This is a genomic window from Methylobacterium sp. E-012 (assembly GCF_057836545.1).
This window is the reverse complement of record NZ_JBYQEY010000001.1, coordinates 5,279,550-5,299,763: the sequence shown is the minus strand read 5'-3', so window position 1 is coordinate 5,299,763 and position 20,214 is coordinate 5,279,550. Positions and strand designations below refer to the sequence as shown.

The window sequence follows — 20,214 nt, the reverse complement described above, 5'->3', positions numbered from 1 at the left end:
TTGGACCGGACCGAAACGCTTGCGGCCCTGCGGCGCGGTGAGCTTGGCGGCGCCCGCGAATTGCGGCTGCCCGACGGGCTCACGGAAGTCCCGCGGGAGGTCTTCGCGCTGGCCGACACGCTGGAGGTGCTGGACCTCGGCAGGGGTACCCTGACCGACCTGCCGGCCGATCTCGGCCGCCTGCACCGCCTGCGGGTGCTGTTCGCCTCCGGTAACCCGTTCCCGCGCCTGCCGCCGGTCCTGGGCGACTGCCCGACGTTGAGCCAGCTCGGCTTCCGCGGCTGCGGCATCCAAGAAGTGCCGGCGGAGTCGCTGCCGCGCGATCTGCGCTGGCTCACGCTCACCGACAACCGGATCGGCACTCTTCCTGATGCAATCGGCGCCCGTCCGCACCTGCAGAAGCTGATGCTGGCCGGCAACCGGCTCGCGCATCTGCCCGAGGGCCTCGCGGCCGCGGACAATCTGGAGCTGATCCGCCTATCCTGCAACCGGCTCGACGCCCTGCCGCCCTGGCTCACCGGGCTGCCGCGCCTCGCCTGGATCGCCTATGCGGGCAATCCCGCCGAGCCGGCGACGGAGCCAGCGGCGGCCGCGCGCGTGCCCTGGGGGGAGGTGGCGGTCGGCGATCTCCTGGGGGAGGGGGCCTCGGGCCGGGTCCATCGCGCATCGTGGCGCGGGGAGCCCGTGGCGCTGAAGCTGTTCAAGGGGGCGATGACCAGCGACGGCCTGCCCGAGCGCGAGATGGAAGCCTGCCTGGCGGCCGGTACGCATCCGGCCCTCACAGGCGCCCTCGGCCGGCTCGAAGGCCATCCCGACGGCACCCAGGGTCTGCTGCTCCGGCTGCTGCCGCCGCATTGGCGCGTCCTCGCCGGACCGCCGAGCCTCGCGAGCTGCAGCCGCGACGTCTACGATCCGGATCTGCGGCTCGATCGGGAGCGGGTCCTGCGGATCGCACAATCCGTGGCCGAGGCGGTGGCCCACCTGCACGGGCGCGGCCTGCTCCATGGCGACGTCTACGCCCACAACACGCTCTGGGATGCCGGGACCGGCGCGGCCGTACTCAGCGACTTCGGGGCCGCCTCGGCGCTGCCGGCGGGGGAGGGCGGGGCGGCGCTCGGACGAATCGAGGTGCGGGCCTTGGGGATCCTGCTCGGCGAGCTCCTCGACCGTTGCGCTCAGCCCCCGGCGGACCTGCGGTCCCTGGAACAGGTCTGCCTGCAGGCAGACCCGACCCGGCGCCCCGGACCGGCGGAGGTGGCCGCCACGCTGCGACGGCTATCCGCCCGAGCCTAGCGGCGGCGCGTCTCGCCCGGGATTCGCCCGCGCGGCTCAGTCCGGGATGTCGGCCTGCCGGCGCGCCACCACGGCGAACAGGTCGCCCAGCGCGGCGAGGCTCGCGGCCTGGAGCTGGGCGGCGGGCACCGCGCTGCCGTCCGGGCCGGGCAGATCGCGCGTGGCGGTGGCGGCGGCCACCACGGTCGGGCGGAAGCCGAGCGTGGTGGCCGCCGCGGGCGGTGGAATTCACGCACATATGCGTCATGAAGCCCGCCAGCACGACGTCCTTCACGCCCGTCGCCTCGAGCCGAGCCTGGAGGTCGGTGCCGACGAAGGAATTCGGATAGGCCTTGGTGATCACCGGCTCGCTGCCCTGCGGCGACACTTCCGGACTGATCTGGCCGATCGGAGCGGTCACATCGTAGGGCGAACCGGGCCCGGCATCGTGTCGCACGTGCAGGATCGGGATGCCGGCCGCCCGCGCACGCCGCAGGAGATCCGCCGCCTCGCGGAGGGCGCTCTCGACGCCGTCGAGCCGCATGACCCCCCTCGCGATAGGTCTGCTGCAAGTCGATCATGACGAGCGCCGAGCCCGCGAGCGGGGTCGGCTCCGGGCTGAGGCCGGAGAGGCCGCAGAGGGTCGCCAGATCGGACATGCGGTTGCTCCCGGCGCGCGCCGCGCGGGGCGCGACGGCGTTCTGTTGGGCGGGATCCTACACCGGGCGTCCGAGCCCGCACCATAAATCATAGCGCCGTGGCCCCGCGCCAGACGCGCGGAAAGCCGGGGGGCGGCGCTACCGTGCCGGCGGCCCGGGATCGATCGCCGGAAGCTCGCTCGCAGGCAGACCCGCGCCGGCCTGGACCTGCGTCCCGGCACCGCCCCGGGCGCGGTTGGCGAGCGCCACGGTCAGGCGCTCGGCGGTCTCCGGCTGCATCACCGCCAGAACCTCGGCCATCTTGCGCGGGTTCATGGCCAGAACGATTGGGACCAGCACCTCGTGCCCGAGCCGGTCGAACACCCGGGCGGCATCCTTGGGCTTCATCGCTTCGTACATCGTGACGATGTTCTTGAGGCCCTGCTTCTCGGAATCTTCCTTGGCCTTGGCCACCGCGTCGACCTTGTCCTCGGCCTTCTTGAGATCGCCGAGCCCGGTCTCGAGCTTCCGCTCAGCCTCCCCCAGCATCTTCTCGCGCAGTTCCAGTTCGTCGCTCTTCTGGCGCAGGGCGTCGCGCCGGGCGCCGAGCTTCTCCAGGATCGCGCGCTCGGTGGGGGACGCCGAAGCCGCGGCGGCGGCCGGCTGGGCCGGGGGCGGTTCCGGCGCCTTCTCGGGCTCGGCGGGCTCCGCCTTGGTGCCGACCGATCCGGTGGTGACGGGATCGGACACGTCGAAACCGGTGCGGGCCCGGGCCACCGCCCGTCCGTAATCCGGCAGGAGACCGCTCTCCGGCAGGCCGGCCTGAAGCAGGCTGAGGAGCTTCAGGACGAGGAGCCCGCCCGCCGCGAGGGCCACGGCATCGATGAGGCGCAGCCGCACCGGCCGCACGGTCTTCGGGCGGGAGCGTCGGAGCGCCGTGCCGGCGCGGCGTATCTTCGCCTCGGGATCCGGCTTCGGCGGCGGGATCTTCGGAGCCTTGACCCCGGTCACGCGGCGCGCGCCCGGACGCGGGCCAGCGCGCGCTCGCTCATGGCGAGGGCCGCTGCGGCCGCGGCGCCGAGGCGCTCGCCGTTCGGGCTCGCGGGTTCGGCACGGCGCGGCGTCGGCATCGCCGACTCGGGGGCCGCCGGCGCGGCGGGCGCCGGTTCCGGCCGGGCCGGCACGGCGCGCATCTGCGCCACGATCGCTCCGATCCGCGCGACCACGGCCTCCCCGGCCTCGACCTGCTGCGACAGCTCGACGGTGCGGGCCGCGGCGGCCTCCAGGCGGGCATTGAGGGTGCGGTCGGCCTCGTCGATCGCGGCGCGCAGGCCCGCGATGGCGCGCTCGGCGGTGCCGGTCGCCACCATCAGGTCGCCGATCGTCTGTCGGAGGGCGCCCTCGTCGCCCTTGAGCTGACCGATCCGGCGCGAGAGCCGCAGGGATGTGACGATGGTCGCTGCCAGGAGGACCGCCACCAGGATGTCGGTGGCGAGGGTGACGAAGAGACTCATGATGGGACCCTCATCGATCCTCGCCCAACGTCCGGGGCACCGGACCCTAGACGCTGGGCTAGTTTGTTGATCGGCATCGTGTTTTTCCGAAAGCCGGCGACCACCTGACGGGACGCGGCTTCAATTGTCCGAGCGGTTGTTCATGGAGGCCTCGTAGGCCTGGATCGTCGTGCGCGAGCGGCGCAGGGGCCGGGTGACCTGCACGGCGATGTGGCCGTCGACGCGGCCCATCCGGCCCTGGGTCAGCGCCCAGTCGCCGCAGCGCACGGTGATGAGATCGGAGGGTTTGGCCTCGAACATCAGCGTGTCGCCGACCTTGAGGCCCATGACCTGCTTGAGCGGCAACATCATCTCGTGCAGCACCGCCTGCATGGTCACGTCGGCCTGCCAGATCTCGGTGGCGAGGTGGCCTTCCCAGACATGGTCGCGGCCGAGCTTCTCGCCCATGAAGCTCTGGGTGAGGAGCTCGCGGATCGGCTCGATCGTGGCGTAGGGAAACAGGATCTGCAGCATGCCGCCGCGCCCGTCGACGTCGAGGCGCAGGCTGATCAGGATCGCGGCATTGCCGGGCCGGGTGATGGTGGCGAAGCGCGGATTGGTCTCGATCCGGTCGATGCCGAAGGTCACGGGCGAGAGCGGCTGGAACGACAATTCCAGGTCACCCAGCACGATCTCCACGAGGCGACGGACCAGCGTCATCTCGATCGCGGTGAACGGCCTGCCGTCGAGTCGGCTCGACGTGCCGCCGCGCTTGCCGCCGAGCAGCAGGTCGAAGGTCGCGTAGGCGAGGTTGGAATCGACCGTGACGAGGCCGGAATTCTCCCATTGCTCGGCCCGGAACACGCCGAGCAGCGTCGGCAGCGGGATCGCGTTGAGGTAGTCGCCGAACCGCACAGAGGTGATGTTGTCGAGCGTCACCTCGACGTTGTCCTGGAAGAGGTTGCGCAGGGAGGTCGACAACAACCGGATCATCCGGTCGAAGACGATCTCCAGCATCGGCAGGCGTTCGTACTGGACGACGCCCGAATCGACGATGGCCTGCACGCCCCCGGCCCCGGAGGCCGAGAGTTCGCGCATCGAGAAGCCGAGGACGCCGTCGATCTCGTCCTGGTTCAGCACCCGGTCGTTACCGGCGAGTTCGGGGAGGTTGTCGCTCTCCCCGTCCTCGATCATCGTCGCCCATTCGGCGGCGACGTCCCCTGCGCTGCGCGTCGTGCCCTGTTCGGCGAGCGCCGCGCCCCATTCCTCGGCGAGCGACGAGTCACCGCCCTCGGCCCCCTGCTCCAGCAGGGCGGCGGACCAGTCGTCCTCGTGGAGTGCGTCCTCGGGTTCCATCAGGCCTGCTCGCTCGGGCCCCGGCCGTGTGCCGCGCTGATGACGGGAAGAATCTCTGGCCGCATCACTGGACGATCACGTCCTTGAACAGCACCGCCTCGACCTTGGCGGGGTAGAGCGCGACGTTGACGCGACGTAGCAGCTCCTCGCGCAGTCGGAACAGGCCCACCGAGCCGGTGAGGTCGCTCGCGCGCAATTCGCGCATGTAGACCTGCAGCGCGTCCTCGACCCGCGGCATCAGCGGCTTTACCTCCTCCTCGACCTTGGCGTCCTTCAATTCGAGGGCGAGCCGCACCTTGGCGTACTTGACCTTGTCTTGCGGCAGGTCGGGGCTGAGGTTCAGCACCATCTCGCGCACCTCGACGAACACCACCGGCTTCTTGCCGTCGGGACCGGCGGCGTCCCCGCCGTGGCCGCCCCCGTGCCCGCCCCCATGTCCGCCCTCGGCGACCTCCTTGCCGTCGTCGTGGCCACCGCCATGCCCTATCATCAGGAAGGCCCCCCCGCCGCCCACGACCAGGACCGCGGCGGCGGCGACGATGATCATGAGCTTCTTCTTGCCCTTCGGGGCGGCTTCGGCGCCGGCCTCGCCCTCCTCGGCGGAGGCCTTCTTGGGCTTCTTGGCCATGGCAATAATGCTCTCTCGCCGGAATCCGCGCCCGGGTACGCCTCGATATCGGAGCATCACGGTTAACGTGCCGTTAAGCCGGCAATTCCTGCCGGGCCAGGATTGCCGCAGCGCAGCCCCGACCCGCCACGAGGACCACCGGATTCACAATCAAGTCCCTACATATCAACGGAAATTCCGAACGGTTTCCCGTGGCATGCCGCATGCTGAATGGATCGTTGCCGCCACCGCGGCACGCGAGTCCCAGAGTCCACGATGCAGAATGCTCTCCTCGTCGGCGTGTCGAGCCAGATGGCGCTCCAGCGTGAACTGGACGTGATCGGCAACAACATGGCGAACGTGTCGACCACTGGGTTCAAGGCCCGCAGCAGCCGCTTCCAGGAATACCTGACGCCGGTGGCGAGCGCGGATTCCTTCGCCCGGCCGGACCGGCGCCTGTCCTACGTCATCGACCAGGGCACCACCCTCGACCTGGGGCAGGGCCCGATCGAGCAGACCGGCAACCCGCTCAACGTCGCCATCAAGGGACCGGCCTTCATCGCCGTGCAATCGGCCCAGGGGGAACGCTACACCCGCAACGGCGCCTTCGAGATCAACGCGCAGGGCACCCTGGTGACCAGCGACGGCGACCCGGTCGTGGGCGACGGCGGCCCGATCAGCATCAACGCGCAGGAGACCGGCCTCGCCATCGGCTCCGACGGCACGGTGTCGACCAATCTGGGCATCCGCGGCAAGATCAAGCTGGTCACCTTCGCCAACCCCCAGCGGCTCACCAACGAGGGCGGTAACCTCTACGCCTCGCCGGAGGCCGCGACCTCGGCCGGCCTCGAAGGCCGCGTCGAATCCGGCGCCCTGGAACGGTCGAACGTCCGCCCGGTGATCGAGATGACCCGGCTCATGGACGTGAACCGGTCCTACACCATGGTGTCGAGCATGATCACGCGCCTCGACGAGCTGCGGGGCACGGCGATCAGCCGCCTCGCCAACGTCGCCTAAGGGGACCGGCGATGCGCGCCCTCTACTCCGCCGCCACCGGCATGGCGGCCCAGGAGCTGAACGTCCAGGTCATCTCCAACAACATCGCGAACCTGCGCACCACCGGCTACAAGCGCCAGCAGGTGCACTTCCAGGATCTGCTCTACCAGAACCTGCGCCGGGCCGGCTCCTCGACCTCCGAGCAGAACACGCAGCTCCCCGCCGGGCTGGCGATCGGCTCGGGCGTGAAGACCACCTCGACCGCCCGGGTGATGTCGCAGGGCACCCTGACCTCCACGGAGAAGGACTACGACGTCGCCATCCGCGGCGAGGGCTTCTACCGTGTGACCATGCCGGACGGCCGCACCGGCTACACCCGGGACGGCTCCTTCGATCTCTCGGCCTCGGGCCAGCTCGTGACCCGGGATGGTTACCTGCTCGATCCGGCCATCACCGTGCCGCAGACCGCGACCTCGGTGACGATCAGCGCCACCGGCGCCGTCCAGGCGACGCTGCCGGGCCAGACGGCGCCGCAGGCGCTCGGCCAGTTCCAGCTCTCGCGCTTCGTCAATAAGGTCGGCCTCGAATCGATCGGCGACAACCTGTTCGTCGAGACCGCCGCCTCCGGGCCGGCGATCAGCGGCCTGCCCGGCGCCGAGGGCTTCGGCAACCTCCAGCAGAGCTACCTGGAGGAGGCCAACGTCAATGCCGTCACGGAGATCTCGTCGCTGATCGCGGCGCAGCGCGCCTACGAGATGAACTCGAAGGTCGTCACCGCGGCCGACCAGATGCTCTCCACCGCCTCGCAGATGTTCCGCGGCTAAGCGCACCGCCTCAGGTTCAAGATCATGAATACCGGTCTGCTCCCCGACTCCGCCTCCGATTTCCTCGCCCTGCCCCTCGTCGGCACGGGCGAGGACGAGTCCGACCTCAACCCGATCCTCCGCCGACCCCGCCCGCGGGTCACGCCCCTCGGAATGGCTCCGGTGGTGCGCGCGGTGCTGGCCGTGCTGACCGTCGCGATGCTCGGCGCCCTGGCGATCCCGGCGATGGCCCGGGCGGAGGGCCTGCGCCTGCGCGGCGACGTGACCGCCCGCGGCGACGTGCTGACGCTCGCCGACCTGATCGAGGGGGCGCCGACCGCCCTGGCGGCACGTCCGCTGTTCCGCTCGCCCGCCCTCGGTGCCACCGGGACGATCCAGAGCCGCCGCATCCTCGAGGCCGTCGAAGCGCTGGGCCTCACCGGCATCGAGACCGGCGGCCGGCTGCAGATCGCCGTGCAGCGCGCGGCCCGCCGGATCGGGCCGCCGGAGATCGAGGCCGCGCTCAAGCACGGGTTGGAGACCGGCTACGGCCTCGACCCGCGCAACCTGTCGGTCCGGTTCGACGGCGATGGGCCGACGCTCCTGGCCCCGGTCGACCTCCAGGGCCAGGCCGCGGCCGTGGACCTGACCTACGATCCGCGCTCCCGCCGGGTCGCGGGGCTCGTCAGCCTGGGCGAGCGGCAGGCGTCGCTGCGCGTCTCCGGCGTGGTCCTCGAGATGCGCGAGGTGGCGGTCCTCACCCGCGCCCTCGACCGCGGCGAGACGGTGAAGGCCGGCGACCTCGTCACCGACCGGCGCCCGCGCGAGGCGGTGGCCGCGGACGCCCTGGCGAGCGCCGGCGCGGTCGCCGGTGAGGTCGCCCAGCACGCCCTGGCGGCCGGAACCGTGCTCCGGACCGGAGACACGGCCCCGCCCGAACTCGTCGCCCGGGGCGAGAGCGTGACCATCGTCTACGAGACGCCCAGCATCAGCCTGGCGATGCGCGGCCTCGCCAACCAGAGCGGCCGGCTCGGCGCCGTCGTCAATGTCGTCAACACGGCCTCCCAGAAGGTCCTGCAGGCGACCGTGATCGGCCCGGGCCGGGTCTCGGTGGGCCCCGGCCCGGCGAGCCAGCAGGCCGCCGCCCCCATCCAGGCGACCGCCTCCCTGCGCTGATCGCCCGTTTCGGCGTGGTCCACGCGTAGACCGCAAGAGTAGCCCGAGAGTACCCCGATGGCCCCGCGCACCGTCCTGAACCCGCTCGCCGCCGCGCTGATCGCCGGGGCGCTCGGCGCCTGCAACACCGCCGACCGGCTGTCGCAGGTCGGCGCGACGCCAGCCCTGTCGGCGATCGAGGATCCGACCAGCCAGCCCGGCTACAAGCCGGTCCGGATGCCGATGCCCGACGTGCAGCCGGTCTCCTACGCGCCGAACTCGCTCTGGCGCACCGGCTCGCGCGCCTTCTTCAAGGACCAGCGCGCGGCCCGGCTCGGCGACATCCTGACCGTGAAGGTCAACGTCACCGATCAGGCCAACATCAGCAACGAGACCAAGCGGACCCGGGCCAACACCGAGAGCTTCGGCTTGCCGAACGCCCTGGGGCTCGAGAACAACGCGGTTGGAAAGTCCCTCGGGGTCGGCGCAACCGCCCTGCTCTCCGCCACCTCGGCGACCTCCAACGACGGCGTCGGATCGGTGCAGCGCGCCGAGACCGTGACCACCAACGTCGCCGCCGTGGTCACGCAGGTCCTGCCCAACGGCAACCTCGTGGTCGAGGGCAAGCAGGAGATCCGGGTCAATTTCGAGATCCGCGAGATGGTCGTCGCCGGCGTGGTCCGGCCGGAGGACATCGAATCCGACAACACCATCGACTCGGCCAAGATCGCCCAGGCGCGGATCGCCTATGGCGGCCGCGGCCAGATCACCGACGTGCAGCAGCCGCGCTACGGCCAGCAGATCGTGGATATCCTGCTGCCGTTCTGAGGTGATGATTCGGGCGGCCCATGAACCGACGGGCGTGGAAGAGGCGCGCGGAGGATCATCTGCGCGCCGCACAAACCCTCCTGGCGGCCGGACAGTTCAGCGTCGCCTATTATTTGGCCGGGCTGGCGGTCGAATGCGCCCTCAAGGCGCGGATCGCGCGGTCGTTCCGCAGCGCGACGTGGCCACTCCGGCAATTCGCCAACGACATACACACCCACGACCTGTCACGGCTCGTCATCCTGGCGGAGCTGCGCGACCAGCGGCTGGTCGCCGCCTTGCGCGATCCACCCTTTCTCGATGCCTGGGATATCGTGGCGAAGTGGACGGTCGAGGCCCGTTACGCCGAGTGGTCAGAGGAGGAAGCACACGATATGCTCGATGCCGTCGCGCGGCGGCGATCCGGTGTGATGCCATGGATAAGACGTCACTGGTAGACGAGGATATCGGTGTCGGCCGACGGTTTGTCGCTGCGCTGGAGAAGGCCGGCTTGCCGGTCGCAGCAGCGATGTGGTTCCGGCAGCTGTCGTACGACACGTGGATGCTCGGGATCGCCAGCCCCAACGTTCAAGCTCACGGTCCGCTCTCGGTCATCAGGCTCACGGATGCGGTCCGTCAGACCGGTTTCTCCGACTGCATAAACCGGGACGACCTGTTCTTCTTCAACACGTCTCGGCAGGTGCTCGACGATCTTGCGTCCCTGCCCAAGACGCTGACGGAAGGGGTCCGAGAGGTCTGGAGCTTCCGCGTGAATCATGTTGACATCGACAAGGCGTTTTTCTTCCACCTCGCACTCGATCGACGCGCGACGGAAGTGGCGCCGATCCCTCCAGGCGGGAAGAAGGGCGTCCCGCGCAAGCGCGTGGCCTGACTTTCTCAGTTAACCGCCGGCGCTCAGCCCGCCTCCTCCGGCTCCGGCCCCCGGGTCACGTCGAGGCCCGATCCGGCGCCGGGCGGCGGCCCGACCTTCACCGGGGCGCCGGTGCGGGCGGCCTCGTAGATCGCCTCCATCAGCACCTGATCCTGCAACCCCTCCTCGCCGGGGGTGCGCGGACGCAGGTTCTCCTGGATGCACCGGGAGAAATGGTCCATCTCCAGGGCGAACTGGTTCTTCGCGGTCAGGATCCTCTCGTCCCGGGCGCCGGCCTTTCCGTCCTTGTGGCTCACGAACAGGCGCTGGCCCTCATAGGCGAAGGCGTTCTGGAGATCGACCGAGGCGTTACCGGTGTGCAGGGTCAGGCTGCGCGCCTCGTAGACGCCGTAGCTCGACAGGCACTGCGCAATCACGCCCGACGGGAACCGCATCGTGAAGCTCACCGTCTCCTCGACCTCGCGGTATTTGGGGTCGTCGGGCGGCGAATGGATCTGCGCCTGGATCAGATCGGGCTCCTCGCCGAGCACAGCGCGGGCTGTGTTCAAACAGTAGAGGCCGATATCCGGCAGCGCGCCGCCGCCCGACAGCACCTTCCGGAGGCGCCACTGCTCCGGGAGACCGGTGGTCTGCCCGTTGAACGCCTGGATCAGCCGCGGCTTGCCGAATTCGCCGGTGCGCGCGAGCCGGATCACGGCTCGGTTATGCGGCTCGTACTGGCAGCGATAGGCGATCATCAGCTTGACGTTGGCCCCGGCGCAGGCCGCAATCATGTCGCGGCATTCCTGCGAGGAGACCGCCATCGGCTTCTCACAGAGGATTTGCTTGCCCGCGGCCGCCGCCGCCAGGACGTTGTCCCGGTGGACGCCGTTGGGCGTCACCACGTAGACCGCGTGGACATCGGGATTGGCCCGGAGCCGGTCCCATTCGTCGTAGCCGTAGACCGCGTCCTCCGGCAGGCCGTACTGGCGCGCCACGAGCTTGGCTTTGTCGGGGGAGCCCGACATCACCGCGGCGAGGCGCGAGCGCTTGGCCTCCCCGAAGGCCGGCAGGATCTCGTCGAGGCTCAGGCGGCCGAGGCCGACGACGCAGTAGCCGATGCGCTGGCCGGGCGGCTGCGGGGCCGGGGTCGGGGCGGGCGGACGATCGCCCGGCCCGCGCCAGTTCGGGAACATCACCCGCCCGCCCTGGACCGCGCCGGTATCGGCCGGGACCGAGGGTGCCGGCGGGGCCGCCTGCGCGCCGCCGCCGATCGTGGCACCCGCCAGGGCGCTCCCGGCGGCGAGGAGGGTGCGTCGAGAGAGCCGCGTATCGTCCGCCATGGGCCTCGCCGTGTCGCCGGATTGGAAGGACGGCGCCGGGGCGCCGGGGTAATGGGCGCGGGGCGCCGATGGCGCGCCCGTTGGCTTATGAACGCCGCCAGGTTCCGGGCTGTTTCCGCAAAGCTGCGCGGCGCGCGGACGCGTCGTCACGCGGGCGGTGGGTCCGGGGCCTCGACCTCGCCGCGGCGCTGCAATTGGAGGGCGACGAACCAGCACAGGCATGCCCAGGCCGCGCCGATGCACCAGCCGGCCAGCACGTCGCTGGGCCAGTGGACGCCGAGATAGATCCGGCTGATCCCGACCAGCAGGGTCACGGCGACGCCGAGCCCGAGCACCAGGGCCTTCGCCCGCCGGTGGCGCTCCACCCGCGCCACCAGGGTCGCCAGCGTCAGGTAGGCGATGGCCGACATGGTGGCGTGCCCGCTCGGGAAGCTCGCGGTGAACACCTCCATGCCGTGGGGGACGAGGTCCGGCCGCGGCCGCTGGTAGAAGAGCTTGAGCACCGTCGAGACCAACTCGCCGCTGCCGACCGCCGCGAGCACGTAGAGGCCGATCCGCCGCCGGCCGGACACCGCCAGATAGGCGGCGATCGCACAGGTCAGGAACAGGACCGTGAACACGCTGCCGAGACCGGTGATGTCGCGCATCGTTTCCTCAAGCCAGGGCGGCCCGATCGGATCGGCGAGGTCGGCCGGGTTGCGCAGGGCGAGCAGGATGCGCCGGTCGAGGGCCGCCGTGGAGCCCTCGCCGACCTCATGGGCGAGGTAGAAGAAGCCGTAGCCCAGGATGCTTAGGCCGAGCAGGGCGACCAGGGGCCCGACCTCGTTGAGGCGCAGCCGGAGCCAGACAGCCGTGGCGGGCTCGATCAGCCGGTTGCGCCGCATGCCGCCCGGGACCGGTACGGCACGGTTGTCCCGAGCCATCAGGCGTTCTCCCCGAAGGCGAGGCGGGCGACCGCCTCCCAGGGCCCGCCGAGATAGCGCCACAGCCGGGTCGCCGGGGCGGTGAAGCGGAACGGCACGAAGCCCGCCGCGAGATCGGCGTGGAGCCGGCGCGCCACCTCCGGCGCGACCTTGTTCTGCACCGTCACGTGCGGGCGCCAGCCCTGCCGGTCCTGTGCCGTCAGATAGGGTTCGAACTCGGCGGCGAGGCGGCTCCGGAAGGCCGCCAGGGCCGGCGCGTCCAGCACGTAGGCGACGCCGCGTCCGGTAAAACGCAGGCCCGTCACCGCGACCTCCGGGGGCGGGACCGTGCGCGCGAGGGCGGCGACCGCCGCGATCACGCCGCGCTCCCGGTCCCCGGGCAGGTGATGGAATAACGTGGCGTGGGCGGGGATGACGTTCAGGGATTCGGGGAAATGCCGGCGTCGCTCGCCGTCGAAGCGGGCGAAGGTCGGCTCGTCGAAGGCGAGGGTCAGGATCAGGGGGGCGGTCTCGGTCATGCGGCCGAGATGGCGCCCGTGGCCGCTCAGGTCCAGTAGAGCACCCGCGCCGCCGGCAGGTCACGGGCGAGACATGTCGTCAGATGGGCGCGCATCGCCTGCATCAGCGGCTTCAAGAACACGTATTTCACCGAGCCGAATTTGGTGCGTTTCTCCACGCGGTCGGCCTCGTCCAGGGGCAGGTCCGAGCCCGGATACCAGCCGCGCAGGACCGTCTTGGATCCGGGGGTGAAGCGGTGGGTGATCAACTCTGCGGTGAGGTCGAGGTCCGGCACGCCGGCAAGGGCGTCGGCGGCCGCGCGGATCAGCTCGGCATAGCCCGCCTCCCAACCTTCGACCGGTAGGATCGGCGCGATGGTCAGGCCCACGGGATAGCCGGCCCGCGCCATCTGCCCCAGGGCCGCGAGCCGGGCGTCGAGCGGGTCGGTTCCCCCCTCGTAGCGGGTGGCGGCCCGGGCATTGACTGAGACGCGGATCCGGGTCCGGCCGTTGTGCGGCAGGTCGAGGAGCGGCGCGACCGCGGCGAACTTCGTGGTGAAGCGCAATTGCACCGGCGCGTCCCAGGCGCCGAAATGGCGGATCGCCGCGGACAGCGAGCCGGTGAGATGCTCGATGCCCAGCGGATCGGTGTAGCAGGACGCCTCGAAGGTGGTTCCCTCCTGCGCGCGCTCGGCGGAGGCCGAGGTCACCGCGCCGCGCCCGGCATAGGCTTCGAGATTGCCCAGGATCGCGTCGAGATTGGCGTAGGCACGGGTCACCGGTGGCCCCTGGAGGGAGCCTGCGAGGTAGCAGTACTGGCAATGGGCCGGGCAGCCCTCGGCGAGATCGAAGCGCCAGTCGGCCGAGGGCGGGATCGGCTGGAGCCGCAGCTTGGTGGGCGGCGCCACCGTGAGGGCGAGGGTCGCCTTGGCGGCCGCGTAGGCCCGGCGCGGGTCGGGCTCGCGCGGGCTCGGCAGGCGGTTCGATGCGAGGCGCTCCACCGGAAGGCCCAGCGCCTCGGCGCGGTCGAGCATGGCCCGGCCATGGGCGTGCTCCAGCGCCGCCGGCGTCGCCAGCACCCGCCGGGGCTGCCAGAGGCGGATCGGCCTTGGGCGTTCCCGGCGATCGGGGGTTTCGAGGACCGGGGCGGGCAAGGGCGGCATCCCGGGCGAACGCGCGGCCATGCGAGGCGGGTCCGGCCTAGTCGACCGGTCCCGGTGCGGCTAAAGCACCGCCATGTCAGCAGGCAGGGAGAGCGTACATGTCGGCCGCGAGGGCTGGTTGTTTCTCACCGGGGGCACCAACCGCGTCCTGGACCGCTACCGGGGCGGCCTGCGGCACTGGCTGCTGCTGCGGCGCTGGGCGCGGCTGATCACGACGCGAGCGCGGCACGCGGACCGCCTCGGCATCCGCTGCCTCCACGTGATCGTACCGGAGAAGCTCTCGGTCTACGACGACAAGACCGACGGCCTGCGCTACGCCCCCGCCAGGGCCTCGACCCGGCGCCTGGCCCGCCGCCTCGCCCGCCACCCCGCCTATCTCGATCTCCTGGCCCCGCTCCGGGCCGCCCGGCACGGGCCGGTGCCGCTCTACCTGCGCACGGACACCCACTGGACGGTGCAGGGCTGCCTGCTGGCCTACCGCGAGATCATGCGGGTGCTTGGGGCGATCCCGCCGGCCGATATCGGGACGCGCCCGAAGGTCGTCTCGGACGAGCTCATGGATCTCGGCGAAAAGCTCCGCGACCGGCCACGCGAACGCCTCGAACGATTCATGCTGCAGCGCGATGCGCGCCGGGTCGAGACCGGCCCGCTGCTCGCCGCCTACGAGGCGGAGGGACGCGACCGGGAGGTGCATGTCGGCGCGCATGTCGTCTACCGGAACGATGCGCCGACCGCGGATCCCCGTCGCCTCGTCCTGTTCGGCGATTCCTGCGCGCATTTCGACCCGTTCATGTTGACCGGGCTGCTCGCCGAGAGCTTCTGCGAGGTCCACTTCGTCTGGTCCGCGGGCCTCGACTGGCCGTATATCGAGCGCGTGCGCCCTGATATCCTGCTGTTCGAGGTGGCCGAGCGGTTCCTCGCACGCCTGCCGAAGGACGATTTTGACGTCGCGGTCGCGGGCCAGCGCGGGACGGGCGGCCGGCTCGCACAGATCAGGGCAGGCGGCCTGAAACCGCGGCCGAGCGAAGGTGCCGATGGGTAGATCGGTGCCGATCCGTAGATCGGTGCCGATCAGTAGATCGCCGTATCCATCCGGGCGAAGTCGTTGATGCCGGCGGCCTGGTACTTGGCGAAGGATTCCGGCGCGCAGGCGATCCCGATCATGAGGACGAGGAGGGTCGCGAGGCAGGCGAGCGTGGCCGTGACCACGTCCGCGTGCCGCCTCAGAGCGTGAATCAACAGGCATCCGAACGTGAACAGGGCCGCCTCGGCAACGGGCACCAGCGCGAACGACATCACTCCACCTCCATCGACGTCCCGCAAAGCCCTGTGGCCGATCTGACCGGCGCTGGCGGACGGACGCGGGAGAGATGCCGCATTTTGCTGCACTGCAACAGAAGGGCCGATGCAAGCCTGCCTTGCGCTGAACTCGCGGGCCGGGGGGCACGCACCGGGCGGGCGTCGGGCACGTGCTCGGAGCCCCGGCGCCGGGCGACTTCCCCCGGGCGACGGGCGTCCCATCTGGAACGGGACCGGCCTTGGCGCTGGACTGGTGGGACGGGATACGACGATGGGACTCCTGGTAGACGGCGTCTGGCGCGATCAGTGGTACGACACCGCCGCCACGGGTGGCCGTTTCGAGCGGAAGGCCTCGGCCTTCCGCAATTGGGTCACCGCCGACGGCGCCCCGGGCCCTTCGGGGGCGGGCGGTTTCCGCGCTGAGCCGGGCCGCTACCACCTCTACGTCTCCCTGGCCTGCCCCTGGGCCCACCGCACCCTGATCGGGCGTGCCCTGAAGGGCCTGGAGGCGGCGATCACCGTATCGGTGGTCGATCCGCATATGGGATCGGAGGGGTGGGTGTTCGGTGATACGCCGGGTGCGACGCCGGACCCGATCCACGGCGCCCGGCGCCTCTACGAGGTCTATCTGGCGGCGGACCCGTCCTATACCGGCCGCGTCACCGTGCCGGTGCTGTGGGACCGCCAGCGGGCCACCATCGTGTCGAACGAATCGGCCGAGATTTTGAGAATGATGAACGGCGCCTTCGGCGGCACGGGGCCTGACCTGTACCCCGAGGACCTGCGCGCCGAGATCGATGCGGTGAACGCCCGCGTCTACGACCGGGTGAACAACGGCGTCTACAAGGCGGGTTTCGCCACCACGCAGGACGCCTATGCCGGCGCCTTCGAGGCCCTGTTCGCGGAACTCGACGCCCTCGACGATCGCCTCGGCCGGACCCGTTACCTTTGCGGCGACCGGCTCACCGAGGCGGATATCCGCCTGTTCACCACCCTGGTGCGGTTCGACGCCGTCTATGTCGGCCATTTCAAGTGCAACCGGCGCCGGATCGCCGATTACCCGAACCTCTCGAACTATTTGCGCGATCTCTACGCGCTCCCGGGCGTCGCGGCGACCGTCGACCTCACACATATCAAGCGGCACTATTACGAGAGTCATCCGACCATCAACCCGACCGGGATCGTGCCGCTCGGGCCGGACCTCGACTTTTCCGCCCCGAACGATCGGGTCCTGCGGTTCGGCGCGCGGGCGTGAGCCCACGACCGCCGCGGCACGACGCCCGGATCCCGGATTTGACGCGCGCGCGGCGCTGAAACGGTATCCCCTTCGGCGCCGCGTGCTCTAAGTCGGCCTTCAACCGGAGGATGTCCGACACGCCATGACGAACCGCCTGCGCCTCGCCCTGCTCTGCGCCCTCGTTACCCTGCCCTCCGCGGCGCGCGCCCAGGCGGCTCTGCGCCTGGACGGCACCTGTGAGAAGCTCGTGATCGGGACGCAGGATCTCAGCGCCTCCTGCCGGAATGTCCTGACGAACGCGGTGAGCCGCAACCGCACTAGCTTCGATTTCTCCACCTCGGACGGTCGGACCCTCAGCTTCAGCGGCAACGGCGCCCAGCAGGAGGCCACCGAGGAGACCGATCCGCTGCAGCCGATCAATGTCGTCACCACCGGCACGGACGCCGCGCCGACCCTGGCGATCGGCGCCTGCCGATTCTCGACGCCGGAACCGGGCCGCACGGCGATCACCTGCGAGGCCAGCGCGGCGGATGGGCGACCCTTCGCGGGGACTTTCGTGACCGTGGCTCGGGCCGCGGCGGGGGCGCCGGCCGCCCCGGCACCGCGCTGAGCCGGACTGGTCAGACGGCCTCGCAAGCCCCATTTAAGCGGCTCCAGCAAAAAGGTTCCGAAGCCAAACCGATGCTCAACGATATCCTCGCCGGGGGCGGCGCCCCGGCCGTCGACACAGGCTCCCTGATCAAGGACACGACCACCGCGAGCTTCCGCCAGGATGTGATCGCCGAGTCGATGCACCGTCCGGTGCTCGTCGACTTCTGGGCGCCCTGGTGCGGGCCCTGCAAGCAATTGACGCCGGTGCTGGAAAAGGTCGTCCAGGAGGCCGCGGGCGCCGTCGCCCTGGTGAAGATGAACATCGACGAACACCCCTCGATTGCGGGCCAGCTCGGCATCCAGTCGATCCCGGCGGTCATCGTCTTCCAGAAGGGCCAACCGGTCGACGGCTTCATGGGTGCGGTGCCCGAGAGCCAGATCAAGGAACTGATCGGGCGCGTGGCCGGTCCGATGCAGGATCCGATCGAGGCCGCCCTGGCCGATGCCGCAGCCATGATCGAGGAGGGTGACCTCGCCGGCGCCTCCGAGATCTACGCCGCGATCCTGGAGCAGCAGCCCGACAACGTCCCGGCGCTGGCCGGCCTCGCCAAGATGCAGCTGGACGCCGGCGAGATCGAGAACGCCAAGCGGGTGATGGCGATGGTCCCCGAGGCGAAGGCCGCCGATCCGGCTCTCGCCGGCATCCGCGCCGCCCTGGACCTCGCGGAGCAGGCCGCCTCGCTGGGCGATCTGGCGGGCTTGCAGCGGCAGGTCGACGGCGATCCTGATGCCCATCAGGCGCGGTTCGACCTCGCCCTGGCCCTTGCCGCCGCGGGGGAGCGCGGCCAAGCGGTCGATCACCTGATCGAGCTGCGCAAGCGCGACAGCGCCTGGAATGACGACGGCGCGCGCAAGCAGCTTCTGCAGTTCTTCGAGGCCTGGGGCGTGATGGATCCCGACACCATCCGCGGACGGCGCAAGCTCTCGGCCCTTCTCTTCTCGTGAGGCGCCGGCTCGCGCTCACGCCTATCCGTCCGCCCCTCTGCGAGGCGCCATGAGCACCCATGCGAGCTACAAGGGCCCGGCGGATTGTCCCGCGGTGATCCCGGTCTTCCCCCTCTCGGGGGCATTGCTTCTGCCCCGTGGGCAGATGCCGCTGAACATCTTCGAGCCCCGCTATGTGGCGATGATCGACGACGCCATGCGGACCGATCGGATCATCGGCATGATCCAGCCCGATCCGGAGGGGTCGGGTGCGGCGAGCCCGAAGCTCTACCGCGTTGGCTGTGCCGGCCGGATCACGCAATATGCCGAGACCGGCGATGGCCGTTATCTGGTCTCGCTCACCGGGATCAGCCGTTTCCGGATCGAGAGCGAGCTCACCTCGACCAGCCTCTATCGGCGCTGCCACGTCTCCTATGACACCTTCGCGGTGGACTTCGCGCCGCGGGCGGGCGAGGAGCATGTCGACCGCGACGGCGTGCTCAAGGCCCTGCGCGACTTCGTGGAGTCGAACGACCTCAAGGTGGATTGGGCGGGGATCGACGAGGCGCCCGACGAGGCGCTGGTCAACGCGCTCTGCATGATGAGCCCGTTCGGCGTCCGCGAGAAGCAGGCGATGCTCGAAGCCCCGGACCTCAAGACCCGGGCGGAGATCCTGATCGCGGTCACGCAGATGGAAATGGTTCGGGGTTCGGGCCCCGAATCGACGATGCAATAGGGTGCGCGCGCGATGTCCAACGACCTCACCACCCCCGTGGAGGCGACCCGGGTGGATCCGAAGCTCCTCGAGATCCTGGTCTGTCCGCTGACCAAGGAAACGCTGGAATACGATTCCGCCCGTCAGGAGCTGATCAGCCGCTCCGCCAAGCTCGCCTATCCGATCCGCGACGGCATCCCGATCATGCTGCCGGAGGAGGCCCGGCCGCTCACGGATTGACGGCCGGTCGGGGGTCTGCCGGGGGAACAGAGACGCGTGGCAGGTTTGGACTGCCATACCCCGCGACGGGGGGTGAGCCCAAACCCGATCTGTCAATCCGGCAGATCCTTCGGGGCGGGGACCTGCGACACTGTTTCTCGCAACCCATACCTCTGAGCGACTGAGCGCAGTCAAATCAGCACCGTCTGACACGATAGGGCACGCATCACTTCGCCGCAGGTGAAAGATCCGGCCAACCAGGTCTGTAGGATCTGATCACGCCGGGCATCGTCGCCGGCCATACTCTTGCCGCGTCCCGCGTTCAGCCCAGGGTCATCCTTGATCAACGATTCTACTTCTGCGCGCCGCGGCGTGCAGAATTTGCATTGCTCAGAGATTGCTCCAGATGATCAATTTAACCGCCGTTGCGGCCATTGCCACTGGCCTGTCCCTCATGATCGGCGTACCCGCAGAGGCGGAGCCGAGCAGCCACAACGGGACCTGGGCGGTGGAGCTGGTCACGGATAGCGGCCTGTGCAGCGCCCGCTATTCCTACGCCCTCGCCATCCGTGAGGGACAGGTACAGCTCGTCTCAGGGGGCGCCGGCGCCCGGGTGAACGGCCATGTCAGCGCGGACGGCCTTGTCGGGCTCACCGTCAACAACGGCACCGCGAGCGGCACCGGGACCGGACGGCTCCAGGGCGGCAGCGGCGCCGGAACCTGGAAGGTCTCGTCCCTCTGCGCCGGACGCTGGACCGCCCGGCGCAGCGACACCCGCACCGCGGAGGTGGAGTGACGGCGCCTGAGATCGTCGATGCTCCCGAAGCGCGACCGTCACCCTTCGGGACCAGGTCTTAGGCCGCCGCTGCGAGCCAGCTGCGCGCCTCGTTCAGGCGGGCGCGCTCGAACACCTTGATCTGCGTCGGCGAGACGAAGTTGAACGTCTCGGCCAGGGCCTTCAGCCAGGGGGCGTCCGTCACCAGGGCGACGTGGCTGACGCTCTTCATCATCGAGAAGCCGAATCGCGGGTCCTTGAAGAAGGCCGCCGGCTCCATGCCCTCGAAGGCGCGGATATCCTCGAGCAGCTTGATCTTGCCGCCCTTGTCGAGGTCGGCCTTCATGGCCGTCATCGCCGCGTTCATCTCCTCGTCGGAGATCTTGCCGTCGACCACGATCTCGGCGACGTTCGAATCCGGCGTCTTGGTATAAGTCAGCACTGATCGCTCCTCCGGGAACCGCCCGCGCCCC

At 70.2% G+C, this 20,214-nt stretch carries 24 protein-coding genes and 1 pseudogene; 14 read left to right on the top strand and 11 right to left on the bottom strand.

Annotated elements, in window-relative coordinates:
* Positions 1–1,293, top strand: a complete 1,293-nt coding sequence (locus AC3IF1_RS25370; RefSeq protein WP_489219848.1) for a leucine-rich repeat-containing protein kinase family protein — start codon at positions 1–3, stop codon at positions 1,291–1,293.
* 36 nt (positions 1,294–1,329) lie between these two features.
* Here the strand turns inward: AC3IF1_RS25370 and AC3IF1_RS25365 are convergent.
* From AC3IF1_RS25365 to fliL, 5 genes and pseudogenes are all read right to left on the bottom strand, one after another.
* A pseudogene (locus AC3IF1_RS25365) lies at positions 1,330–1,931 on the bottom strand (cysteine hydrolase family protein).
* A gap of 138 nt (positions 1,932–2,069) precedes the next feature.
* Positions 2,070–2,921: a MotE family protein gene (locus AC3IF1_RS25360; protein ID WP_243972224.1), complete on the bottom strand. Its 852-nt coding sequence runs from the start codon at positions 2,919–2,921 to the stop codon at positions 2,070–2,072.
* A complete protein-coding gene (locus AC3IF1_RS25355) occupies positions 2,918–3,424 on the bottom strand; it encodes a DUF6468 domain-containing protein (protein ID WP_489219847.1) in 507 nt (168 codons plus the stop codon). Before AC3IF1_RS25355 ends, AC3IF1_RS25360 begins: the two co-directional genes overlap by 4 nt.
* A gap of 120 nt (positions 3,425–3,544) precedes the next feature.
* Complete coding sequence (fliM, locus tag AC3IF1_RS25350; protein ID WP_489219846.1) at positions 3,545–4,759, bottom strand: flagellar motor switch protein FliM; 1,215 nt, start codon at positions 4,757–4,759, stop codon at positions 3,545–3,547.
* 64 nt (positions 4,760–4,823) lie between these two features.
* The gene (gene fliL / locus AC3IF1_RS25345) at positions 4,824–5,387 is read right to left on the bottom strand and encodes a flagellar basal body-associated protein FliL (protein ID WP_489219845.1); all 564 of its coding nucleotides are present in this window, start codon (positions 5,385–5,387) and stop codon (positions 4,824–4,826) included.
* Positions 5,388–5,642: 255 nt separating this feature from the next.
* Here fliL and flgF point away from each other — a divergent pair, with 255 nt between their 5' ends.
* The 6 genes from flgF to AC3IF1_RS25315 are packed head-to-tail and all read left to right on the top strand — an operon-like array spanning position 5,643 to position 10,016.
* Entirely contained in the window at positions 5,643–6,383 is a 741-nt protein-coding gene (gene flgF / locus AC3IF1_RS25340; RefSeq protein ID WP_489219844.1) for a flagellar basal-body rod protein FlgF, read from the top strand.
* An 11-nt stretch (positions 6,384–6,394) separates the two neighbouring features.
* Positions 6,395–7,186, top strand: coding sequence for a flagellar basal-body rod protein FlgG (flgG, locus tag AC3IF1_RS25335; protein WP_243972215.1), 792 nt, complete (start codon positions 6,395–6,397; stop codon positions 7,184–7,186).
* Between the two features lie 24 nt (positions 7,187–7,210).
* Positions 7,211–8,341, top strand: a complete 1,131-nt coding sequence (gene flgA / locus AC3IF1_RS25330) for a flagellar basal body P-ring formation chaperone FlgA (RefSeq protein ID WP_489219843.1) — start codon at positions 7,211–7,213, stop codon at positions 8,339–8,341.
* A gap of 57 nt (positions 8,342–8,398) precedes the next feature.
* Entirely contained in the window at positions 8,399–9,148 is a 750-nt protein-coding gene (gene flgH / locus AC3IF1_RS25325; RefSeq protein WP_243972211.1) for a flagellar basal body L-ring protein FlgH, read from the top strand.
* A gap of 20 nt (positions 9,149–9,168) precedes the next feature.
* The gene (locus AC3IF1_RS25320) at positions 9,169–9,582 is read left to right on the top strand and encodes a HEPN domain-containing protein (protein WP_243972208.1); all 414 of its coding nucleotides are present in this window, start codon (positions 9,169–9,171) and stop codon (positions 9,580–9,582) included.
* Complete coding sequence (locus tag AC3IF1_RS25315; protein WP_489219842.1) at positions 9,561–10,016, top strand: hypothetical protein; 456 nt, start codon at positions 9,561–9,563, stop codon at positions 10,014–10,016. The genes AC3IF1_RS25320 and AC3IF1_RS25315 overlap by 22 nt, the downstream gene beginning before the upstream one ends.
* Positions 10,017–10,039: 23 nt before the next feature.
* Here the strand turns inward: AC3IF1_RS25315 and AC3IF1_RS25310 are convergent, their stop codons facing one another.
* The 4 genes from AC3IF1_RS25310 to AC3IF1_RS25295 all read right to left on the bottom strand — a co-directional run bounded on the left by AC3IF1_RS25310 (position 10,040) and on the right by AC3IF1_RS25295 (position 13,921).
* The gene (locus tag AC3IF1_RS25310) at positions 10,040–11,338 is read right to left on the bottom strand and encodes a Gfo/Idh/MocA family protein (RefSeq protein ID WP_489219840.1); all 1,299 of its coding nucleotides are present in this window, start codon (positions 11,336–11,338) and stop codon (positions 10,040–10,042) included.
* A gap of 146 nt (positions 11,339–11,484) precedes the next feature.
* Positions 11,485–12,222 carry a phosphatase PAP2 family protein gene (locus AC3IF1_RS25305; RefSeq protein WP_243972306.1) on the bottom strand — a complete coding sequence of 246 codons (738 nt, stop codon included), beginning with the start codon at positions 12,220–12,222 and terminating at the stop codon, positions 11,485–11,487.
* 38 nt (positions 12,223–12,260) lie between these two features.
* Entirely contained in the window at positions 12,261–12,779 is a 519-nt protein-coding gene (locus AC3IF1_RS25300; RefSeq protein ID WP_489219839.1) for a 2'-5' RNA ligase family protein, read from the bottom strand.
* Positions 12,780–12,805: 26 nt separating this feature from the next.
* Positions 12,806–13,921, bottom strand: coding sequence for an SPL family radical SAM protein (locus tag AC3IF1_RS25295; protein ID WP_489220472.1), 1,116 nt, complete (start codon positions 13,919–13,921; stop codon positions 12,806–12,808).
* 73 nt (positions 13,922–13,994) lie between these two features.
* Between AC3IF1_RS25295 and AC3IF1_RS25290 the strand changes: the two genes are divergently transcribed.
* Complete coding sequence (locus AC3IF1_RS25290) at positions 13,995–14,963, top strand: alginate O-acetyltransferase AlgX-related protein (protein WP_489219838.1); 969 nt, start codon at positions 13,995–13,997, stop codon at positions 14,961–14,963.
* Between the two features lie 29 nt (positions 14,964–14,992).
* Here AC3IF1_RS25290 and AC3IF1_RS25285 read toward each other — a convergent pair whose 3' ends face one another.
* Complete coding sequence (locus AC3IF1_RS25285; RefSeq protein ID WP_243972198.1) at positions 14,993–15,217, bottom strand: hypothetical protein; 225 nt, start codon at positions 15,215–15,217, stop codon at positions 14,993–14,995.
* Positions 15,218–15,491: 274 nt separating this feature from the next.
* Between AC3IF1_RS25285 and AC3IF1_RS25280 the strand changes: the two genes are divergently transcribed.
* From AC3IF1_RS25280 to AC3IF1_RS25255, 6 genes are all read left to right on the top strand, one after another.
* On the top strand, positions 15,492–16,475 hold the full coding sequence (locus tag AC3IF1_RS25280) for a glutathione S-transferase family protein (RefSeq protein ID WP_489219837.1): 984 nt from the start codon (positions 15,492–15,494) through the stop codon (positions 16,473–16,475).
* Between the two features lie 124 nt (positions 16,476–16,599).
* Positions 16,600–17,067, top strand: a complete 468-nt coding sequence (locus tag AC3IF1_RS25275; protein WP_243972194.1) for a hypothetical protein — start codon at positions 16,600–16,602, stop codon at positions 17,065–17,067.
* 71 nt (positions 17,068–17,138) lie between these two features.
* A complete protein-coding gene (gene trxA / locus AC3IF1_RS25270; RefSeq protein WP_489219836.1) occupies positions 17,139–18,053 on the top strand; it encodes a thioredoxin in 915 nt (304 codons plus the stop codon).
* A gap of 49 nt (positions 18,054–18,102) precedes the next feature.
* Positions 18,103–18,768, top strand: a complete 666-nt coding sequence (locus AC3IF1_RS25265) for an LON peptidase substrate-binding domain-containing protein (RefSeq protein ID WP_489219835.1) — start codon at positions 18,103–18,105, stop codon at positions 18,766–18,768.
* A 12-nt stretch (positions 18,769–18,780) separates the two neighbouring features.
* The gene (locus AC3IF1_RS25260) at positions 18,781–18,987 is read left to right on the top strand and encodes a Trm112 family protein (protein WP_243972187.1); all 207 of its coding nucleotides are present in this window, start codon (positions 18,781–18,783) and stop codon (positions 18,985–18,987) included.
* A 385-nt stretch (positions 18,988–19,372) separates the two neighbouring features.
* Positions 19,373–19,762: a hypothetical protein gene (locus AC3IF1_RS25255; protein WP_489219834.1), complete on the top strand. Its 390-nt coding sequence runs from the start codon at positions 19,373–19,375 to the stop codon at positions 19,760–19,762.
* A 58-nt stretch (positions 19,763–19,820) separates the two neighbouring features.
* On the opposite strand, the gene AC3IF1_RS25250 is transcribed toward AC3IF1_RS25255, so the two are convergent.
* Positions 19,821–20,183: a SpoIIAA family protein gene (locus AC3IF1_RS25250; protein WP_243972184.1), complete on the bottom strand. Its 363-nt coding sequence runs from the start codon at positions 20,181–20,183 to the stop codon at positions 19,821–19,823.
* Positions 20,184–20,214: the final 31 nt, after the last annotated feature.

Coding starts and splice junctions, on each gene's coding strand:
- AC3IF1_RS25260 (WP_243972187.1), top strand. CDS start 18,781: ATGTCCAACGACCTCACCACCCCCGTGGAGGCGACCCGGGTGGATCCG.
- trxA (WP_489219836.1), top strand. CDS start 17,139: ATGCTCAACGATATCCTCGCCGGGGGCGGCGCCCCGGCCGTCGACACA.
- fliL (WP_489219845.1), bottom strand. CDS start 5,387: ATGGCCAAGAAGCCCAAGAAGGCCTCCGCCGAGGAGGGCGAGGCCGGC.
- AC3IF1_RS25275 (WP_243972194.1), top strand. CDS start 16,600: ATGACGAACCGCCTGCGCCTCGCCCTGCTCTGCGCCCTCGTTACCCTG.
- flgF (WP_489219844.1), top strand. CDS start 5,643: ATGCAGAATGCTCTCCTCGTCGGCGTGTCGAGCCAGATGGCGCTCCAG.
- AC3IF1_RS25285 (WP_243972198.1), bottom strand. CDS start 15,217: ATGTCGTTCGCGCTGGTGCCCGTTGCCGAGGCGGCCCTGTTCACGTTC.
- AC3IF1_RS25310 (WP_489219840.1), bottom strand. CDS start 11,338: ATGGCGGACGATACGCGGCTCTCTCGACGCACCCTCCTCGCCGCCGGG.
- AC3IF1_RS25290 (WP_489219838.1), top strand. CDS start 13,995: ATGTCAGCAGGCAGGGAGAGCGTACATGTCGGCCGCGAGGGCTGGTTG.
- AC3IF1_RS25355 (WP_489219847.1), bottom strand. CDS start 3,424: ATGAGTCTCTTCGTCACCCTCGCCACCGACATCCTGGTGGCGGTCCTC.
- AC3IF1_RS25295 (WP_489220472.1), bottom strand. CDS start 13,921: ATGCCGCCCTTGCCCGCCCCGGTCCTCGAAACCCCCGATCGCCGGGAA.
- AC3IF1_RS25255 (WP_489219834.1), top strand. CDS start 19,373: ATGATCAATTTAACCGCCGTTGCGGCCATTGCCACTGGCCTGTCCCTC.
- AC3IF1_RS25320 (WP_243972208.1), top strand. CDS start 9,169: ATGAACCGACGGGCGTGGAAGAGGCGCGCGGAGGATCATCTGCGCGCC.
- flgA (WP_489219843.1), top strand. CDS start 7,211: ATGAATACCGGTCTGCTCCCCGACTCCGCCTCCGATTTCCTCGCCCTG.
- fliM (WP_489219846.1), bottom strand. CDS start 4,759: ATGGAACCCGAGGACGCACTCCACGAGGACGACTGGTCCGCCGCCCTG.
- flgG (WP_243972215.1), top strand. CDS start 6,395: ATGCGCGCCCTCTACTCCGCCGCCACCGGCATGGCGGCCCAGGAGCTG.
- AC3IF1_RS25305 (WP_243972306.1), bottom strand. CDS start 12,222: ATGCGGCGCAACCGGCTGATCGAGCCCGCCACGGCTGTCTGGCTCCGG.
- AC3IF1_RS25300 (WP_489219839.1), bottom strand. CDS start 12,779: ATGACCGAGACCGCCCCCCTGATCCTGACCCTCGCCTTCGACGAGCCG.
- AC3IF1_RS25315 (WP_489219842.1), top strand. CDS start 9,561: ATGGATAAGACGTCACTGGTAGACGAGGATATCGGTGTCGGCCGACGG.
- flgH (WP_243972211.1), top strand. CDS start 8,399: ATGGCCCCGCGCACCGTCCTGAACCCGCTCGCCGCCGCGCTGATCGCC.
- AC3IF1_RS25265 (WP_489219835.1), top strand. CDS start 18,103: ATGAGCACCCATGCGAGCTACAAGGGCCCGGCGGATTGTCCCGCGGTG.
- AC3IF1_RS25280 (WP_489219837.1), top strand. CDS start 15,492: ATGGGACTCCTGGTAGACGGCGTCTGGCGCGATCAGTGGTACGACACC.